The sequence below is a fragment of the Streptomyces sp. NPDC032198 genome (assembly GCF_040636975.1).
In the GTDB taxonomy this organism is placed as follows: Bacteria; Actinomycetota; Actinomycetes; order Streptomycetales; family Streptomycetaceae; genus Streptomyces.
In genome coordinates this window covers 288,959-306,889 of record NZ_JBEZVL010000005.1, presented here as the reverse complement: position 1 = coordinate 306,889, position 17,931 = coordinate 288,959, and the positions used below count along the sequence as shown (strand labels likewise).

The following is a 17,931-nucleotide window of genomic DNA, read 5'->3' as shown; positions in this document are numbered from 1 at the left end:
TCCGGCGCTTGAGGACACGCCCGAAGGGCGAAGAGGGTGCCCCGGCCTCCGTCCGGGAAGGGAAGGCCGGGGCAGCTGGGGGGACCTCAGGAAGAACCCGACTGCCGCATACGCGTCGTGCGGTGCACAGGATCCGTGTCGATCTTCGGAATCACATGCTCACCGATCAGCTTGATCGTGTTCTTCGTGTCCTCGGGCGAGATCCCGATGGGAAGACCGAAGCTGAGCTGATCGGCCCCCGCCTGCTCCCACCGCTTGCACTGCGTGAGCACCTCGTCCGGGTCGCCGCAGATCATCAGCTCCTCGGCGATGAGCAGCTCGATGATCTCCTCGGTGTACTCGGGGAGCAGCTCCGGCCACTCGGGGATGCCCTCGGGACGCGGGAAGGTGTCGTGGTAGCGGAAGAGCAGCGACTGCAGATAGTTGAGCCCGCCGCCGACGGCGATCTCCACGGCCTTCTTGTGCGTCTCCGCGCAGATCGCGGTCGAGGTCACCATGACGTTGTCGTTGACGAAGGCACCGACCGGCTCGGCCTCCTTCACGGCCGTCTTGTACGACTCAAGGACCCACTCCATGTCGGAGACCTTCTGCACGCTGAAACCGAGGACCCCGAGCCCCTTCTTGCCGGCCATCGCGTACGAGGGCGGGGACCCGGCGGCGTACCACATGGCCGGGTGCGACTTCCCGTACGGCTTGGGCAGGATCTTGCGGGGCGGCAGCGACCAGTGTTTGCCCTGGAAGCCGACGTACTCGTCCTGGAGCCACATCTTGGGGAACTCGGCGATGGTCTCTTCCCAGAGTTCCTTGGTGTGGTTCATGTCGGTGACGCCCGGCATGAAGCCCAGTATCTCGTGCGACCCGGCGCCACGCCCCGATCCGAACTCGAAGCGTCCTTCGGAGAGATGGTCGAGCATGGCGACCTTCTCGGCGACCTTGACCGGGTGGTTCACCGGGGCGAGCGGGTTGAAGATCCCGGAGCCCAGGTGGATGCGGTCGGTCGCGTGGGCGAGATAGCCGAGGAAGACGTCATTGGCGGAGAGGTGCGAGTACTCCTCCAGGAAATGGTGCTCGGAGGCCCAGGCGTACTTGAAGCCGGACTTGTCCGCCTGGATGACGTACTCGGTCTCCTCGATGAGTGCCTTGTGCTCGGCTTCGGGGTCGACCTTGGCCCGCTTGGCGGGCACGTATCCCTGTACAAAGAGACCGAATTCCAAGGAGGTTCACCATCCTCGTGAGTATCTGCGAGTTTCTGACGAACCGTCAGATTGCGATGCGTCGACTGTTCCACCGGCCGCGATGACCGTCAATACCCGGGGGCCGGGCTACTGACGTCCCGTCAGACAATGCTGACGCCCGCGAGCCACCCGCCGTCGATGACGAACGGCTGCCCGGTGATGTACGCCGAGTCGCCCCCGGTCAGGAAGAGCGCCAGCGCGGCCACCTCCTCGGGCCTGCCGATCCGCCCGAGCGGCACGAGCTTCTTGTAGAGCTCGGCCACGGCCTCCCCCGCCTCGGTGGGATCGGCGTTCGGGTCCAGCTGCGCGGGATTGGTCATCGGGGTGTCGACGGCCCCCGGGCAAACGGCGTTGACGCGGATGTTCTTGGCGGCCAGCTCCAGCGCGGCGACCCGGGTGAGTCCGAGGATGGCGTGCTTGGTCGCGGCGTACGCGCCGACATACGCCATGCCCGTCATCGCCGTGTACGAGGCGGTGTTCACGATGGTCCCGCCGCCGGCGGCCCCGATCTCGGGCGCGACGTTGCGGATGCCGAGGAAGCAGCCGATCTGGTTGACCTGGATGATCTGCTGGAACTCTTCGAGCGGGGTGCTGACGAGTTCGTTGAAGCGCAGGATCCCGGCGTTGTTGACGAGTCCGTCGATCTTCCCGAAGGCACCCTTGGTGGCACCGACCGCCGCGACCCAGTCGGCCTCCTGACTGACGTCCAGATGCACGTACTTGGCCACGTCGGCGCCGAGTTCCTTGGCGAGGGCCTCCCCCTGGTCGTCGAGTACGTCGGCGATGACGACCCGCGCCCCCTCGGCGGCGAAGAGCCGCGCCTCCTGCTCGCCCTGCCCGCGCGCCGCACCGGTGACGATGACGACGCGGCCGTCCAGCTTGCCCATGCGAGTCTCCTCAGTCGAGCTGTCAGTTGCGGTGCGGGGTATGCAAGGTGACGCATTTCTGGAGTCAGTTGAGGTGCGGGGCGACCTCTGCGGCGAACGCGGCCATCTGGTCGGTGAGTTCGGTGCGGCCACGGCTGCGGAACCGCACCTGGATCTGCCGCACGCCCATCGCCCCGTACGCGCGCAGCGACTCCGCGAGGGCGTCCGGCTTCCCGCTCAGGGTGCGCCGCCCCACCGACCACGTCGGTTCCCCCACATAGAGGGGCTCGGCGATCGCCCCCACGACGGCGGGCTCCGCGACCCCCGCCTCCTCCCTGAGCCGCTTGAGCCTGGCGATCTGCGCGGGCAGCTTGTCGCGCGGGTCGCCCTGCGGCAGCCACCCGTCGCCGCGTACGGCGGCCCTGCGGACGGCGGCGGGCGAGGAACCGCCCACCCAGATGGGCACGTGGGCCTGCGCGGGGCGCGGCTGCTGGCCGAGGCCGCCGAAGTCGTAGTGCTCTCCGTGGTGTTCGGGGTACTCATCGGGGCCGAGGGCGGCCCTGAGCGCGTCGATGGTCTCGTCGAGCACGGGCCCGCGCCGCTCGAAGTCGGCGCCGACGGCGTCGAACTCCTCCCGCACGTGCCCGGCCCCGACCCCGAGGATCAGCCGTCCGCCGCTGAGCCGGTCCAGGGTGGCGTACTGCTTTGCGCCGACCAGCGGATGCCGGAGCCCGACGACGGCGACATGGCTCATCAGCCGCACGTTCTCGGTGATCCCGGCGAGGAAGGAGAGCGTGGCCACCGGGTCGTACCAGACCGTGCTCATGGTGTCGGCGAGCCGCCGCGGGATGGCCACGTGGTCACAGCTCGCTATGTACGCGAAGCCGCTCCGGTCGGCGGTGCGGGCGATCTCGGCGAGGTCGTCCACGGTGGCGTCCGCCTCCCATGCCTCCGCGTACATGACGCTCTGCGACTGGATCGGGAGCTGCATCCCGTAGACCAGTCGTCCCTGCGGGAAGATGTGCGCCAGCGCGTTGGCAGCCATGGGAATCCAGCCCCTCACCTAGACCTGACGGTGCGTCATGAACGAAGACGGGCCCATCGTCGTAGCTGACGGTTCGTCAGGCAAGGGGTCGGCGGCGACTGCCCGAAGGAGCCGGTGCCGCCCCACCTCCGGCCGGGCACGCGGAAACGGGGCACCCGCGGCCTCGCAGGTCCCCCGCTCTCGCCCAGCCTTCGCCCTGCCTTTCGCCCCGCCTTGCCCCTACGCTCCGGGCCCCGCCCACAGCCCGTCGCTCGTCAGGCCGAGCAGGTCGATGGCGTTGCCCCGCACGATCCGGTCGACCACGTCGGGCGCCAGGTGCCCCATCTGGGACTCACCGACCTCCCGGGACTTGGGCCAGGTGGAGTCGGAGTGCGGATAGTCGGTCTCGTACAGGACGTTCCCGACGCCGATCGCGTCGAGGTTCCGCAGCCCGAAGGCGTCGTCGAAGAAGCAGCCGTACACGTGCTCGGTGAAGAGCTCGGACGGCGGCCGGTGCACCTTGTCGGCGACCCCGCCCCAGCCGCGGTTCTCCTCCCAGACCACGTCCGCGCGCTCCAGGATGTACGGGATCCACCCGATCTGCCCCTCGGCGTACATGATCTTGAGGTTCGGGAAGCGCTCGAACTTGCCGCTCATCAGCCAGTCGACCATCGAGAAACAGCAGTTGGCGAAGGTGATCGTGGATCCCACGGCGGGCGGCGCGTCCGCCGACGTGCTCGGCATCTTGCTGCTCGACCCGATGTGCATGGCGATGACGGTGCCGGTCTCGTCGCAGGCCCGCAGGAAGGGGTCCCACTCGTCGGTGTGGATGGAGGGCAGGCCCAGGTGGGGCGGTATCTCGGAGAAGGCGACGGCGCGCACGCCGCGGGCGGCGTTGCGGCGGACCTCGGCGGCGGCCAGTTCGGCATCCCAGAGCGGAATGAGGGTGAGGGGGATCAGGCGGCCCCGCGCCTCGGGCCCGCACCACTCGTCCACCATCCAGTCGTTGTAGGCGCGCACGCTGAGCAGACCGAGCTCGCGGTCCTTGGCCTCGGTGAACGTCTGCCCGCAGAAGCGGGGGAAGGTGGGGAAGCAGAGCGCGGACTGGACGTGGTTGACGTCCATGTCGGCGAGGCGGTCGGGCACGCTGAACGATCCCGGGCGCATCTGCTCGTACGTGATGACCTCGAGCTTGATCTCGTCCCGGTCGTAACCGACGGAGGTGTCGAGACGGGTGAGGGGCCGATGCAGGTCCTCGTAGATCCACCAGTCGCCTATGGGGCCCTCGTCCCCCTTCGCCCCCATGATGGGTGCGAACTTTCCGCCCAGAAAGGTCATTTCCTTCAGGGGTGCCCGGACGACGCGCGGCCCGCTGTCCTGGTACTTCGACGGCAGCCGGTCCCGCCACACATGGGCGGGCTCAACGGTGTGGTCGTCCACCGAGATGATCCTCGGGAACGTCGGCAAGGTCTCAGTGGTCTCCATGTGCTCCACGGTAGCGTCGATCTGACGACCCGTCAGCTGCCTGACGGGCATCGGTACGCGGACTGTCGCGGAAGCCTGTGTGCGTGGACCCTGTGAGAGCCGTCTCCCGGAGCTGACGCATCCGCCATGAACAAGGCAAACTGGCGGGGAGCAAGAGCCAGGCGGAGAACGGAACCAGACAAAGAGCGACAATCGCGGGCAGGGCAGGCCCGCGGCGCATGACCAGGCACGGTGACGGCCGGGTACGTCAGGGCAGCAGGGGGAGCGATGGACGGTGTACCGCGAGTACCGGACCAACGGCGTCCGGCCCCGGGGAACGCCCCCGAGGAACTGAGACCGCACTTCAGCGTGCTCGGCCCCGTACGCGCATGGCACGGCGCCGAGCAGCTCTCCATGGGCTCTCCGCAGCAGCGCGCGCTGCTCGCGGCGCTCCTGCTGCGTGACGGCCGCACGGCGACGGCACACGAACTGATCGACGCCCTCTGGGGCGAGGAGCCGCCCTCGCAGGCGCTGGCCGCGGTCCGCACGTACGCCTCGCGGCTGCGCAAGGTCCTGCCCGCCGGCGTCCTGGTCAGCGAGTCGGGCGGGTACGCGATCGCGGTGGCCGACGGCGCGCTCGACCTGGCGCTCGCCGAGGACCTGTGGGCGGAGGCGGAGAAGGCGCGCGGCGTGGCCGACCTCTGCCAGGCGCGCTCCCTGGCCAACAAGGCGCTGGGCCTCTGGGACGGCGAACCCCTGGCGAACGTCCCCGGGCCGTACGCGGAAACGGAACGCACCCGCCTGGAGGAGTGGCGCCTCCAGCTCCTCGAATCCCGCCTGGACATGGACCTGGAGGCCGGCTGCCACGCCGAAGCCGTCTCGGAGCTCACGGCCCTCACGGCGGCGCATCCCCTCCGCGAGCGCCTGCGCGAACTGCTCATGCTGGCGCTGTACCGCAGCGGGCGCCAGGCGGAGGCCCTCGCCGTCTACGCGGACACCCGCCGCCTCCTCGCCGATGAGCTGGGGGTGGACCCGCGCCCCGGCCTGAAGGAACTCCAGCAGCGCATCCTCCAGGCGGACCCGGCGCTCGCGGGAGCCCCGGCGTCGGCCCCGGAACCGGCCGCAGCGGTGGTGCGGCCCGCCCAACTGCCCGCCACCGTCCCGGACTTCACGGGCCGCGCGTCCTTCGTGTCGGAACTGAGCGAGATCCTCTCGGCGGCCGAGGGCCGCGTGATGGCGGTCTCCGCGCTCGCGGGAATCGGCGGCGTGGGCAAGACGACGCTCGCCGTCCACGTGGCGCACGTGGCCCGGACGCACTTCCCCGACGGTCAGCTCTACGTGGACCTGCAAGGAGCGGGCGCGCGAGCGGCCGAACCGGAAACCGTCCTGGGCGCCTTCCTCCGTGCCCTGGGAACGGCCGACTCGGCGATCCCCGACTCCCTGGAGGAGCGGGCGGCGCTGTACCGCTCGGTGCTCGACGGCCGCAGGGTGCTGGTGGTCCTGGACAACGCGCGCGACGCGGCCCAGGTACGTCCGCTGCTCCCCGGCATGGAGGGCTGCGCGGCGCTCGTGACCAGCCGCATCCGCATGGTGGACCTGGCCGGGGCGCACCTCGTCGACCTGGACGTCATGTCCCCCGAGGAGGCCCTCCTCCTCTTCACCCGGATCGTCGGCGAGGAGAGGGTGACGTCGGAGCGCAAGGCCGCCCTTGACGTGGTCGCGGCCTGCGGCTTCCTCCCCCTGGCGATCCGCATCGCCGCCTCCCGCCTGGCGGCCCGTCGTACGTGGACGGTCTCGACCCTCGCCGCGAAGCTGGCGGACGAGCGGCGCCGCCTGGACGAACTCCAGGCGGGCGACCTGGCGGTCAAGGCGACGTTCGAACTGGGCTACGGCCAGCTGGAGCCCGCGCAGGCCCGCGCCTTCCGGCTGCTGGGCCTGGCGGACGGCCCGGACCTCTCGCTCGCAGCTGCCGCCGCGGTGCTCGACCTGCCGGCCGAGGAGGCCGAGGACCTGCTCGAATCCCTGGTCGACACGTCCCTGGTCGAATCGGCGGCCCCGGGCCGCTACCGCTACCACGACCTGGTCCGGCTCTACGCGCGTGCGTGCGCCGAGCGGGAACTCCCGGCGGACGAGCGGGAGGCGGCGACGTCACGGCTGCTGAACTTCTATCTGGCCACGGCGGCACGGGTGTACGCGATGGAACGGCCCGGCGACCGGACGGCGGACCACCTGGAGACGACCCCGCAGGTCGGCCTGGAGTTCAGCGACGGCGCCAAGGCGTTCGACTGGCTGCACGCGGAGGCCTCCTGCATCCTGGCGTGCATCCAGCAGTCACTGAGGCCCGGCAGTCTGCAGCGCGCGGTGGACCTGCTGCTCGCCGCGAAGGACCTGGCCGAGTCCGGCGCGAGTTCGCACCGGTACGAGGTCGCCACCCGCATGGCGCGCGAGGCAGCGGCCGCCGAAGGAAACGCACGCGCCGAAGGGCGGGCCCGGGTCAGCCTGGCGCAGGTGCTCAACAAGTTCGGGCGCTTCGACGACGCCGCCGTGGAGCTCGAGTACGCCGCCGCGCTCGCCGAGGAATCCAGGGACCCCTGGACCAGCGGGAACGCCCTCAACGAACAGGGCATCGTCAACAACTGCATCAACAACCCGTCCGCGAGCGAGACATACCTCCTCGAAGCGATCGCCGTCTTCCGGGCCGACGGCAACCGCCACAGCGAGGCCAGCGCGCTGTGCAACCTCTCGCGGGCCCTCCTCGCGATGGGTCGCACCGCGAAGTCCATCGATCTGGCCCGGCAGGGAATGGCCATCTACGGCGACCTCGGCGTCACCTTCCGGCTGGCCAACGCCAAGTACACCCTCGGGCTCGCCCTCAGCCAGGCGGGCCGCCACCCGGAAGCCCTCGACCAGCTTGAGGACGCCCGGCGGATCTTCGAGGTGAACCGCCAGCGTCTGTGGCAAGGCGCGACCCACTACCGCATCGCCCAGGTCCACTTCTCGGCGCTCCGCCCGGCACAGGCGGCTCAGCACGCGGAGCAGGCCCTGAGCACCGGCTGCGTCGGCGGCGACTGGATGCGGGCGAACGTCCTGACGATCCTGGGCAGGGCCCTGGACAACCTCGGTCAGGTCGACCGCGCACGGGCCTGCTGGCGCGAGGCCCTGACCATCCACGAGACGGCGGGCGCGCCGGAAGCGGCTCAGGTGCGGGACCTCCTCAAGCCGGTCGCCGCGGTCTGACCGCCCTCCAGGGGTGTTCCCACAGGCGTTCATCGAACGTTTATGGGCGGCTGCCACTCTCATGGAGTCGATCCGTCGCGTCGGGGGGCAGACGGGTCGCAAGGGCCCTTTGGATACAGTGAGCGGCCCAAACGCCCGTTCGGCGACCCTCGGGGGAGTTGCCGAACGGGCGTATCCGATGTCAGGCCCCAGCAATTCCATAGGAGTTGTCACATGAGCGAGATCAACAAGAACGACATCACGACCATGGGCGAGGGCCACACGCCGGCTCCGCCGAAGGACGGCACCGCGACCACGCAGGGCGAGGGCCACACGCCCGCCCCGCCCAAGGACGGCACCGCGACCACGCAGGGCGAGGGCCACACACCCGCCCCGCCCAAGGGCTGACCCAGGACCTACATCCCGACGGGGGACGATCGGCCGCGGTGGCGCGGAGGGGGAGCCACCGCGGCCGATGCATGTCTGGGGGGTATTACGGGGTGGAACGGCTGGCGCCGGGCATTACTCGATGGAAGGGCTCGCGCCACGCGGCGCCGAGCGTTACGGGATGGAACGGCTGGCGCCACGCAGCGCCGAGCGACGGAACCGAACATTCAGCTGCCCCGTCACTAGGGTCACTTGACGCTGATAGTCCACTAGTCCGCCTCATCAAGGGAGTTGGCATGACTCGCGCCAAGAAGATCCTCGTCATTGTGGCCGTCGCGACCGCCACCGCCGTCGGGGCTGCCGCTCCGGCCCTCGCGGAGGGACACAGCCCGGTACCGCCGGGTGGCGACCACATAGCCGTCAGCCCGCTCGGCGACGGGCATACGCCGACCATGCCGCAGGACTGACCTCGGGCGGGCCGCCCGCCACCCCGATGGGGCCGAAGCATCGGCTCGGCCCCATCACGCTGCCCGCGCCCCGCCCCGCCCCCGAGGGCGGTCAGTCCGCCAGCCGCGCGCCGCGACGCCAGATGGCGCGGGTGTTGAGGGTGTCGCCGATGTCGCTGGTCGGGTCGCCGTCGACCAGCAGGAGGTCGGCACGGAGCCCCTCGGCGATACGGCCCCGGTCGCCGAGGCGGAAGCGCCGGGCCGTTGTCGCCGTGGCCGCGCGCAGGGCGCGTGCGGGCGTGAGGCCGGCTGCCACCAGGTACTGCAGTTCGTGGTGCAGGCTCGCTCCGTGCGCCAGCCCTCCGAAGAACGTCTCGGACATGGACACGTCGGTACCGGCCAGCACGTCGACGCCGGCGGCGTCCAGGGCACGCACGGTGTCGTACACATCGTCGAGTTTGCCCTGCGGGTAGCGGTTGTAGCTGGACCGCAGGGTCTCGTCCCACTTGCTGTCGAGGCGGGTGGCGACCCGGGGGTCGTCGGCGAGTTCGCTGCCGGTGATCCCCATCATCGAGGCGTTGAGGCTGATGCAGGGAACGACGAACATGCCCGCGTCCTTGATGAGACCGATGATCTCGGCAGTGTGCGGCTGGTCCATGAACACGTGCGCGAGGCCGTCGATACCGGCCTCGGCGGCCATCCTGGTGGCCTCCACGGTCAGCGCGTGGGCCACGGTGAGGGCCCCGTACTTCTTGGCTTCCGCCACACCGGCGTTCACGGTGGCCTGGTCGAGCATGGGCAGCCCGGGGTGCCCCTCCACGCTGCCGTCATCGATCATGAACTTGATGAAGTCGGACCCCCGGGCCAGCAGCTGAGGCACGAAGGCGGCCGCCTCCTCCGGCGTGCTGGAGAACGGCATCAGGGGCATCACCGGGGGCAGCTCCCACTTCGGCCGGAACCCCTCAGGCATCAGCTCGCTCGGGTGCCCCCCGGGCGGGGTGATGCCGAAACCGGCGGAGCGCACGTCGGCAACGGTGTCGTCATCGGTGATGGCCCCCCGGTTCTCCCGGGTGTTCATCCCCTGCATCTCCAGCTCGGTCGTCACCCCGAACCGCAGGGCGAGTGCCAGGGACCCCGGGGCGGAATGCACGTGGGCGTCGATGAGCCCCGGCAGCAGCGTGGCCCCACTGCCATCGACGACGTCGCTGCCCCGTGGAGCCTCACCACCGACACGGGCGATCCGCCCGCCGTCGATGACCACGGTCTGCACGCCGACGGCCTTCTCCCCGTCGAAGACCCGGGCGTTGGTGATCGCGGTAAGTGCCACAGGAGCCACCTCATGTCCTTGCTCTTTCACATTTACATACCTGATGCTATGCACATACTTACGACCATGCAACTACACACCCCCGCACCCCTAGACTCGGACACATGAGCAGCGCGTCTTCCCCCGAGCAGCCGGCCGACGACCCGGCGCTGGACCAGATCGGCCCGGCCCTGTCCCGTCTGCGCCGCCGCGCGCCCGCTTCACCCAAGGACCTCTCGCGCAACCTCGTACTCAACGTGATCGCCGACGCGCCGGGCGAGACGACCGTCGGCGGCCTCGCCGCCGAGATGGGCGTCGCCCAGCCGGTGGCCAGCCGAACCGTCGCCGCCTGCATCGACGACGGGCTGCTGCGCCGCGCGGCGTCCCAGGCCGACGGCCGCCGCACCGTGCTCGAACTCACCGAACACGGCGAGGCCGAACGCGCCCGCTTCGCCGCCGAACAGCGAAAGGCGTTCCAGGAAATCACCGCGGCCTGGCCCCCGGAGGACCAGGTCACGTTCGCCCGCCTCTTGGTCCGCTACGGCACCGACGCCACCACATGGTCCAAAAACCAGCCCCCGAACGGGACCTGACGACGCGGGGCGCCCCCCGGCAACGTCGCCGGGGGGGGCGCCCCGGCGACGGAGCGGCGTCGGCGACGGAGCGGCGTCGGCGGCGGAGCGGCGTCGGCGGCGGAGCGGCGTCGGCGGCGGCATCGAGGCCGATGCCCAGGAGCGGGGCCTGGGAGGGCTGGTTGGCGCCGCCTGCAAGAAAGTCCCACAACCTGCAGGCAAAAAGCGCCCCACCCCGGGATTTTCCTGCACCCCACCCCCTCTCCACCGCTCGCAGCCTCTCTCCCCTCCCCCGCCCCCGCCCCACCCCCATCCCCATCCCCCGCCATCCGACCGAGCAGCGGCTGCTGCGATCTCCCGTGACGCTCACATCGAAAATCGACGCTCGCACCAGAAGAGCCAGTCCGCACCCGGCAGGAAACCTCTCACCGCCACCCACCCCACCCCTACGCCCCTCCCCTGGCCGCCCGGTCAGCAAGCGTTTCTGCGGTGGAGGCGGGGCAGTCAAGGGTGGAGCGGAGCGGAATCGGCGGAGCCGACGCGACGCAGGAGCGCCCTTTACTGGGCCGCCGGAACCGCCACACTTCCGAGCACCGGGCGGCCCCGTCCACCTCCCGACCCCGGCACATCGAAGCCCCCGCCCCGCGCGCGGCCCACCGCGGCCCGCACCCTTGCCACGAACGCCTCCGGTGCGCCGAAGACCTCCTCGGCGCCGAAGCGCAGCAGCACCCGGACCTCGGGGCAGGACGCGAGGTCGTTGTACCGGGCCAGGTCCCGGCGGTGGGCCTCGCGGGTGCCGTGGTAGGCGTAGCCCTCGATCTCGACCACCACGCCCTCCCCCCGGAAGAGGAAGTCCGCGCGCAGCAGGCGGCCCGACGGCGTCAGGATCTCCGCCTGGGTCTCCGGGCACAGCCCCGCATCACGCATCCGGAGCCGCGCGACCGTCTCCGCAGGTGAGCCCGCCCCCGGGTCGGCCAGCGCCAGCCACCGCCGCGCCCTCACCACCCCGGCCGCCCCCGCCACCGGCGGCGCGTCCAACGCCTCGGCCACGGCGTCGACACCGCCGATCAACGGGCCCCGCCGGCAACGCCCGCCGTACCGGCGGCTACTCAGCGCCGAGTCGAGCGCCACCAGGGCGTCCTCCCTCGGGCCACCGCGCAGCAGATCCGCCAGCGTACGCACGACCGTCGTCACCCTGAGGTCCCCCACCACCGCGATCCCGACCTGCGGCAGCGGAAGCCAGTGGACGCGAGCGCCAACCTTCCGACGTGTTCCCAGTGGGTCAGTGAACTCCAGCTCCTCCCGCAGTACCTCAATGCGCCACAGCGCCGCCGCCGACCGGTGGCTCGCCACCAGGCCCGGCATCGTCAACTGCCCGGCCCACAGGCGCACCGCGAGATCGACCGCGCGCCCGGGTTCCGCCCAGCCGCCTCCCGGAATACGCGTCCACCCCTCGGCGGCCAGGCTTCTGGACAGCGCGCTCGCCGACCATCCCGCCTCCCTGGCCCAGCGCGTGAGCAACACCCCCTCAACAGCCAACTCCCCAAGCCCACCCCGCTCCCCCGCACTCTCCGGCTCCCTCGAACCCCCCATGACCCAAGGCTGCCGCACACCGGCCTCACGCGTTCCAGCCTGTGGATAACCACACTCCTGTGGATAACCACGGCTCCCACTGCTCCCACCGGCCGCTCGCAGTGGCACACCGTGGCCGTGGCAGGAAAGGTGGGCTGCTCGTCATTGCAGACATCGGGGTGCGACACAAGACTTGGCCGTGACGACGCACCGCACAACGCGCACACCACACCGCGTACACCACACCGCGCACACCACACCGCCTCCGGGAAGGGACCCCATGCAGATCGCGATACTCCTCTACGACAAGTTCACCGTCCTCGACGCGATCGGCCCCTTCCAGACCCTCGCCGGGCTTCCCGGTGCCGAAGTCGTCTTCGTGGCCGAGGAGGCGGGGCCCGTTCTCGACGACACCCGGAACCTCTCCCTCGTCGCCACCAAGTCCCTCGCCGAGGTGAGCAGCCCGGACATCGTCGTCGTACCCGGGAGCCCCGAGCCCGATCTGAAGAACGAGGCCGTCCTCGACTGGCTGCGGGCCGTCGACGCGACCAGCACCTGGACGACCTCCGTCTGCACCGGCTCCCTCATCCTCGCGGCCGCAGGCCTCCTCAAGGGCCGCCGCGCCACGTCGCATTGGCTGGCGCTGGAGCAGATCAAGCAGTTCGGGGTCGATTCGACGGGGCAGCGCGTCGTCTTCGACGGTAAGTACGTGACCGGCGCGGGCGTCTCCGCCGGCATCGACATGGGCCTCACCCTCGCCGGGAAGATCGCGGGCGACGAGCACGCGCAGACCGTACAACTGCTCATCGAGTACGACCCCCAGCCGCCGTACGACGCCGGCTCACCGGAGAAGGCCCCGGCCGCAATCGTGGAGAAGTTCCGGGCGCAGACCGTCTCCTAGCCGCACTCCGCGCAGACCGCACCGTGTCCTAGCCGCCCTCCGCCCTCCGCCCTCCGCACAGACCGTGTCCTGGTCGTGTCCCGGGCGGGACTTGTGCCTGACACAGTCTCTGCATGGTCACCTCAAAGCAGCGGCGGCGTCTCGGCACGGCATCCGCTCTCCTCATGGGCGCCGCCATCACCGCACTCACCGCCTGCGGCACGTCCCGGCACGACGCCACCGCAGGCTCTCCCACCGCGCCCTCCCCCACCTCCTCGCCCAGCGGCGCCTCCCCGTACGTGGAACCCGGCGTCGTCGACGGCGCGCCCCACAACGGGGAGAACAACGCCTACCGCCGACCCGGCGACATGTCCCCGGCGAGCGAGGAAGCGGCCCAGGCCGAGGCCGCCCGCATCGAGCCCGTCCTCAAGCGGCTGCACGGCAAGGGGAAATGGGACCCGGAGAGCGTACGGGCAGCCCTCACCGGTGAGCTCGGGTACGAGGTCGTGGAGTACGGCGGCAAGGGCAAGGTCCTCGGCGGCGAACTCATCGTCCAGGAGATGCGATCGCGCTACGAGAACGGCGAGTACGTCACCCCCGAGGGCACCATGATCGGCCTACGCGTACGCGACGACGCCTGCGTCACCGCCTTCGTGCAGCCGAGCAACTACGAGGCGAAGGCCAACGGCCCCTTCATGGAAACCGGATGCCTCGAAGCGCCCACCGGCCACTGACGTCACGCCACACAGCCACCCAGCCTCACACCGCCTTCAGCCACTCCACAAGCAGCCGGTTCACCTCGTAGGCCCGTTCCTGCTGCACCCAATGCCCGCACCCTTCGAGGATGTGCGAGGACGCCAGGCCTGGCAGGGTCTCCGGGTACGCCTTGATCGCGTCGGCCAGCCACGTCGTCGACGCGTCCTGGTCGCCGCCGATGAACAGTGACGGCTGGGCGACCGGCGCACCGTCCCACGCCGCCAGGTCCTCCCAGTCACGGTCCACGTTGCGGTAGCGGTTGAGCGCGCCGGTCAGGCCGGTGCGCTCGAACTCGGCCGCGTAGAAGTCGAGATCGGCCTCCGTCAGCCAGGAGGGGAGGGACTGAGCGACACCGACCTGACCCTCTCCAGCCGGGAAACGGTCCGACATCCTTCCGCCCGGAGCCACGAAGTGGAGGCTCGGACCGTCGGCGGCCGACGGCATCGTGTCGGCCGAGAGGCTCGCGTAGAACCCCGCGAGCCATCCCCGCACATCCGGCTCGATCTCCGCCTCCGCCCTGCCCTCCTCCTGGAAGTAGCTGACGTAGAACTCCTCGTCGCCGCCGATCCGCGCGAAGGCGTCGGTCGGCCGGAAGCCGTTCCGCGGCGCGTACGGAACGCTCAGCAGGCCCACCGCGGTGAAGACGTCCGGCTTGAGCAGCGCGGAGTTGGCGGCGATGGCCGAGCCCCAGTCGTGGCCCACGATCGTCGCGGACTCCTCGCCCAGCGCACGTACGACCCCGACGTTGTCGGCGATGTGCTCCGTCATCCGGTACGCGGCCACCTCACGCGGCTTCGACGAGCGCCCGTAGCCACGCACGTCGATCGCCACCGCACGGAAGCCCGCCTCGGCGAGCACGGGGAGCTGGTGGCGCCACGAGTACCAGGACTCGGGAAAGCCGTGGACCAGGAGGACGAGCGGGCCCGTGCCCTGCTCCACCAGATGGATCCGCCCGCCGGGAACGTCCACCAGTCGGTGATGCTGCGGGTAATGCGTCACGTTTCCTCCCGGACCGAAGTCAGAAATCAGGAATCAGGAATCAGGAATGAGGAATGAGGAATCCAGATCCACAGACACGTTCACGTTCACGTACACGTACAGAACAACCGCGTACGCCGTGATCCTGATCCTGTCCCCCGCCTCCCCCACCCGCGAGCAAATTTGCCGACTCGGCAAATGGCTCACCAGCGCGGCGAGAGCAGCTAGGCAGGCTTCGGGACGGAAACCCGAGATGCCGCAGACGGCACCTACCCCTTCCAGCTACCCTTTCCAGCACCTCAGTTCCCGTTTCAGGACCTTCCCGCTCGCGTTCCTCGGCAGTTCCGTGACGAACTCGATCTCCCTGGGGACCTTGTAGTTCGCCATCTCGCGGCGGGACCACGCGATCAGATCGTCCGACGTCAGGACGGCCCCCGCGCGCCGCACCACGTACGCCTTGCCCACCTCGCCCAGGCGTGGGTCCGGGACGCCGATGACCGCGACGTCGGCCACCTGTGGGTGTACGCCGATGAGTTGCTCTATCTCTGCCGGGTAGGCGTTGAAGCCGCCGACTATGAACATGTCCTTGATCCGGTCCGTGATGCGGAGGTTGCCCGCCTCGTCGAGGACGCCGACATCGCCCGTCCGCAGCCAGCCGTCCGGAGTGAGCGCCTTCTTCGTCTCCGCCGGGTCCTCGAAGTAGCCCTGCATGACGTTGTGTCCGCGTACGAGGACTTCGCCCGCGTGGCCCGGGGAGAGGTTCTCGCCGGCGGGGCTCACCACCCGTACCTCCGTGTCCGGGATGGCCCGGCCCGAGGTCGACGCGATGACCCGGGCGGCGTCTCCCTGGCGGCACATGGTGACGATGCCGCTCGCCTCCGAGAGGCCGTACGCCGTCAGGACCGTGGCGATGCGCAGTTCGGTGCGCAGGCGCTCGACCAGTTGCAGGGGGACCACCGCCGCGCCCGTCACGACCAGGCGCAGGGCCGTCAGGTCGTGCTGGTCGCGGGCGGGGTGGTCGAGGAGCGACTGGTGCAGGGTGGGCGGGCCCGGGAGGACCGAGATGCGTTCCGCCGCGACGTTGGCCAGGACGGTGTCCACGTTGAAGACCGGCTGCGGGATCATCGTCGCGCCGCGCATCAGGCAGGCGATGATGCCCGCCTTGTAGCCGAAGGTGTGGAAGAAGGGGTTCACGATCAGGTAGCGGTCGCCCTCGCGCAGGCCCGCGAGTTCGCTCCAGATGCTGTAGCAGCGCAGGGTCTGGGCGTGGGTGATGATCGCGCCCTTGGGGCGGCCGGTCGTGCCCGAGGTGTAGACGATGTCCGAGGGTGCCTCACTTTCGACGGCGTCCGCCCTCGCCCATACGTCACCGCCCCGCACCCCGTCGCCGCCGGCCACGAAGTCCTTCCAGGTGCGGAAGTCCTGCGGGGCGTCATCGGACAGGACCACCACCTGCTCCAGGTGCGGGAGGCCGGGCAGGGGGCCCTTCCCCTTTCCGTCCGCGGCGGCCCGGCGCAGCGAGGCCACGTACGACGTACCGAGGAACGTGCCCGTCACGAAGAGCAGCTTCGCCCGGCTGCGTTGCAGTACGTAGGACGCCTCCGCGCCCTTGAAGCGGGTGTTGAGGGGGACCAGGACGGCGCCCGCCGACACCGCGCCGAGCGCCGAGACGATCCAGTCCAGGGTGTTGGGGGCCCAGACGGCCACTCGGTCACCGGAGTTGACGCCGTTCGCCATGCACGCGGCGGCGGCCCGCTCCACGCGTCGGCCGAGCTCGGCGTACGAGACGCGGGTGCGGCCCTCGACGACCGCCTCCCGGTCGCCGTACCGCTCGGCTGCCGCCCGGACCAGTCCCGGGATGCTGCCCCACTCCAGGTCGCCGCGCATCACAAGCCCCTCCGCCGCAGTAGCTGACTATCCGTCAGATTAGCTGTAACCTGACGCGCTGTCAGCAGTCGGGACGACGTATGGCGAAGCCCTGGGGCCTCGCCTGTGGCGGAGGTGTCTTGCCCATGGCTTCACTCAAAGACGCTACAGCGATAGTCGGGATCGGGCAGACCGCCTTCGCCAAACAACTACCCGAGGACGAGAAGACGTTGGCGTGCCGGGCGATCGTCGCCGCGCTCGACGACGCGGGCATCGCCCCCTCCGAGGTCGACGCGTTCGCCTCGTACACGATGGAGGAGACGGACGAGGTCGAGGTCGCCAAGGCGATCGGCGCGGGCGACGTGACGTTCTTCAGCAAGGTGGGCTACGGGGGCGGCGGTTCCTGCGCGACCATCGCGCACCTCGCCTCCGCCGTCGCCACCGGGCAGGCGAGCGTCGGCATCGCGTGGCGGTCCCGCAAGCGCGGCAGCGGGCCACGCCCCTGGAAGAACACGGCGGTCCAACTCCCCACGCCCGCCCAGTGGACGCGCCCCTTCGGACTGCTCCGCCCGGCCGACGAGATCGGGATGCTGGCCCGCCGCTACATGCACGAGTACGGGGCGACCCGCGACCACCTCTTCAACGTCGCCCTCGCGTGCAGGAACCGGGCCAACCAGAACCCGGCCGCGATGATGTACGAACGCCCGCTGACCCGCGAGATGTACATGTCCTCCCGCTGGATCAGCGAGCCGCTCTGCCTCTTCGACAACTGCCTTGAGACCGACGGGGCGTTGGCGTGCGTCATCGTGTCCGCCGAGCGCGCGCGGGACTGCCGGCAGAAGCCCGTGTACGTCCACTCCGTCGCTCAGGGGCTGCCCGCGCAGCACCACGGGATGGTCAACTACTGGAACGACGACCCACTGACCGGTCCCGCGTGGACTGCGGCCCGCCAGCTCTGGAAGCAGGCGGACTTCTCGCCGGAGGACGTGGACGTGGCGCAGATCTACGACGCGTTCACCCCGCTCATCCCGCTATCCCTGGAGGGGTACGGGTTCTGCGGGCGCGGCGAGGGCGGCGCGTTCACGGAGGGCGGCGCGCTGGAGAGCGGGGGCCGCCTGCCGATCAACACCGGGGGCGGCGGCCTGAGCGAGGCGTACGTCCACGGCTTCAACCTCATCAACGAGGGCGTGAAGCAACTGCGGGGCACGAGCACGGCCCAGGTGCCGAACGCGTCGACGTGCCTGGTCACGGCAGGCGAGGGAGTCCCGACGTCGGCGGTACTGCTGCGGGCCCCCTAGGGGCGCGAGGCAGTGACATCTGCGGCTCCGCCGCGTGAGCGCGAGCAACCACGACGCATCCCGCA

At 70.4% G+C, this 17,931-nt stretch carries 15 protein-coding genes; 7 read left to right on the top strand and 8 right to left on the bottom strand.

From position 1 onward, the window contains the following. Positions 1-86: 86 nt before the first annotated feature. The 4 genes from AB0E78_RS15445 to AB0E78_RS15430 form a co-directional block, all read right to left on the bottom strand. Positions 87-1,214 carry an LLM class flavin-dependent oxidoreductase gene (locus tag AB0E78_RS15445; RefSeq protein ID WP_361832316.1) on the bottom strand — a complete coding sequence of 376 codons (1,128 nt, stop codon included), beginning with the start codon at positions 1,212-1,214 and terminating at the stop codon, positions 87-89. Between the two features lie 122 nt (positions 1,215-1,336). Further along, on the bottom strand, positions 1,337-2,122 hold the full coding sequence (locus AB0E78_RS15440; protein WP_361832314.1) for a glucose 1-dehydrogenase: 786 nt from the start codon (positions 2,120-2,122) through the stop codon (positions 1,337-1,339). A gap of 64 nt (positions 2,123-2,186) precedes the next feature. Next, complete coding sequence (locus tag AB0E78_RS15435) at positions 2,187-3,146, bottom strand: LLM class F420-dependent oxidoreductase (protein ID WP_361832312.1); 960 nt, start codon at positions 3,144-3,146, stop codon at positions 2,187-2,189. 219 nt (positions 3,147-3,365) lie between these two features. After that, a complete protein-coding gene (locus tag AB0E78_RS15430) occupies positions 3,366-4,592 on the bottom strand; it encodes an amidohydrolase family protein (protein ID WP_361832802.1) in 1,227 nt (408 codons plus the stop codon). A gap of 285 nt (positions 4,593-4,877) precedes the next feature. Here AB0E78_RS15430 and AB0E78_RS15425 point away from each other — a divergent pair, with 285 nt between their 5' ends. The 3 genes from AB0E78_RS15425 to AB0E78_RS15415 all read left to right on the top strand — a co-directional run bounded on the left by AB0E78_RS15425 (position 4,878) and on the right by AB0E78_RS15415 (position 8,659). Beyond that, positions 4,878-7,826: a BTAD domain-containing putative transcriptional regulator gene (locus AB0E78_RS15425; RefSeq protein ID WP_361832310.1), complete on the top strand. Its 2,949-nt coding sequence runs from the start codon at positions 4,878-4,880 to the stop codon at positions 7,824-7,826. 213 nt (positions 7,827-8,039) lie between these two features. After that, positions 8,040-8,213, top strand: a complete 174-nt coding sequence (locus tag AB0E78_RS15420) for a sigma-like protein (protein ID WP_361832308.1) — start codon at positions 8,040-8,042, stop codon at positions 8,211-8,213. Positions 8,214-8,488: 275 nt separating this feature from the next. Further along, entirely contained in the window at positions 8,489-8,659 is a 171-nt protein-coding gene (locus tag AB0E78_RS15415) for a hypothetical protein (protein ID WP_361832306.1), read from the top strand. Between the two features lie 91 nt (positions 8,660-8,750). Here the strand turns inward: AB0E78_RS15415 and AB0E78_RS15410 are convergent, their stop codons facing one another. Then, the gene (locus AB0E78_RS15410) at positions 8,751-9,965 is read right to left on the bottom strand and encodes an amidohydrolase family protein (RefSeq protein WP_361832304.1); all 1,215 of its coding nucleotides are present in this window, start codon (positions 9,963-9,965) and stop codon (positions 8,751-8,753) included. Positions 9,966-10,069: 104 nt separating this feature from the next. Here AB0E78_RS15410 and AB0E78_RS15405 point away from each other — a divergent pair, with 104 nt between their 5' ends. Beyond that, entirely contained in the window at positions 10,070-10,537 is a 468-nt protein-coding gene (locus AB0E78_RS15405; protein ID WP_361832302.1) for a MarR family winged helix-turn-helix transcriptional regulator, read from the top strand. 537 nt (positions 10,538-11,074) lie between these two features. Here AB0E78_RS15405 and AB0E78_RS15400 read toward each other — a convergent pair. Then, positions 11,075-12,109, bottom strand: a complete 1,035-nt coding sequence (locus AB0E78_RS15400; RefSeq protein ID WP_361832300.1) for a hypothetical protein — start codon at positions 12,107-12,109, stop codon at positions 11,075-11,077. Between the two features lie 259 nt (positions 12,110-12,368). Between AB0E78_RS15400 and AB0E78_RS15395 the strand changes: the two genes are divergently transcribed. Both AB0E78_RS15395 and AB0E78_RS15390 read left to right on the top strand, forming a co-directional pair. Next, complete coding sequence (locus AB0E78_RS15395) at positions 12,369-12,989, top strand: DJ-1/PfpI family protein (RefSeq protein ID WP_361832298.1); 621 nt, start codon at positions 12,369-12,371, stop codon at positions 12,987-12,989. Between the two features lie 113 nt (positions 12,990-13,102). Next, the gene (locus tag AB0E78_RS15390; protein WP_361832296.1) at positions 13,103-13,702 is read left to right on the top strand and encodes a hypothetical protein; all 600 of its coding nucleotides are present in this window, start codon (positions 13,103-13,105) and stop codon (positions 13,700-13,702) included. Positions 13,703-13,727: 25 nt separating this feature from the next. Here AB0E78_RS15390 and AB0E78_RS15385 read toward each other — a convergent pair whose 3' ends face one another. Both AB0E78_RS15385 and AB0E78_RS15380 read right to left on the bottom strand, forming a co-directional pair. Next, positions 13,728-14,723 (bottom strand): alpha/beta hydrolase, encoded by a 996-nt coding sequence (locus AB0E78_RS15385; protein ID WP_361832294.1) that lies wholly within the window; start codon positions 14,721-14,723, stop codon positions 13,728-13,730. A gap of 261 nt (positions 14,724-14,984) precedes the next feature. Continuing rightward, positions 14,985-16,589, bottom strand: a complete 1,605-nt coding sequence (locus AB0E78_RS15380; protein WP_361832292.1) for a FadD3 family acyl-CoA ligase — start codon at positions 16,587-16,589, stop codon at positions 14,985-14,987. A 125-nt stretch (positions 16,590-16,714) separates the two neighbouring features. Between AB0E78_RS15380 and AB0E78_RS15375 the strand changes: the two genes are divergently transcribed. Next, a complete protein-coding gene (locus AB0E78_RS15375) occupies positions 16,715-17,866 on the top strand; it encodes a lipid-transfer protein (protein ID WP_361832290.1) in 1,152 nt (383 codons plus the stop codon). Positions 17,867-17,931: the final 65 nt, after the last annotated feature.